The sequence below is a fragment of the Streptococcus parasanguinis genome (genome assembly GCF_001074805.1).
GTDB lineage: Bacteria > Bacillota > Bacilli > Lactobacillales > Streptococcaceae > Streptococcus > Streptococcus parasanguinis_A.
Genome location: NZ_JUPI01000091.1, coordinates 1 through 885 on the forward strand (window position 1 = coordinate 1; position 885 = coordinate 885).

Consider the following 885-nt stretch of genomic DNA (forward strand, 5'->3'; position numbering starts at 1 on the left):
CTGTGCGGAGGTGGGACGACGAAATCGAATTCTAACGAATGACCGATTTCTGTCCCACTCTCACTTTTTTATTTTGCTTGATTTTCAACATAAAAGGCAATGACATCCGAAGTGTACTGGGCTGTGCCAGCTCCAAACTTGTCGATGTTTTCCTTGAATTCTGGATTATAGACATAGCCTTTGCCGATATGGCCAAAAACCTCTATAGAGCAGTCAAATCCATACGTTCGAATCGCGTCTAAAAGTTTGGCGGCTTCTTCTTGGTTTTCCGATGCTGTTACTGGCAAACCTGCTTGGAGGTTTTTCGCCAAGGCTTGAAAGACTTGATTAAAGGCTCTTGTCGCCTCCTCTTCTCGACCTTTTTGACGTTCAAGCGCTTGGTCCATGACTTCTTGACCGTACTTCTCTACCGCCTCTTGCTGGTATTTTTGAGTATCTTGGTAGCTAAATCCAGTAAATTTTTCCTCAATGGTCATTTTTCTTTCTCCTTTTTGTTCTTGAATGGTTTTTTGCAAGGTAGAAATCAAGGTATCCAAACGTTGTCTTTCTTGAGTCAAATAGTCCAACTGTTTGGTCAAATGGGGCAATAAGTTAGATTTTTCTTCGGCTAAGAGTTCTGCTATTTGGTCTAAGGAAAATCCTAGATACTTGTAGTAGAGAATCACCTGTAATCGTTCTAAATCTTCTTGACTGTATGTCCGATAGCCATTTTCAGATTTCACAGGGACGAGAAGTCCTATCTTGTCATAGTGGTGCAAGGTCTTGACAGAGACACCTGACAGCTCTGCAGCTTCTTTGATATGGTACATGATTTCCTCCTTGTACTCAATGAAAATCAAAGAGCAAACTAGGAAGCTAGCCGCAGGTTGCTCAAAGCACTGCTTT

General features: G+C 41.9%; 1 protein-coding gene. It reads right to left on the bottom strand.

What is annotated here, in order from left to right; all coding sequences use genetic code 11:
- Window positions 1-68: 68 nt before the first annotated feature.
- Window positions 69-809 (bottom strand): MerR family transcriptional regulator, encoded by a 741-nt coding sequence (locus ADI76_RS06280; RefSeq protein WP_049515163.1) that lies wholly within the window; start codon window positions 807-809, stop codon window positions 69-71.
- Window positions 810-885 lie beyond the last annotated feature (76 nt).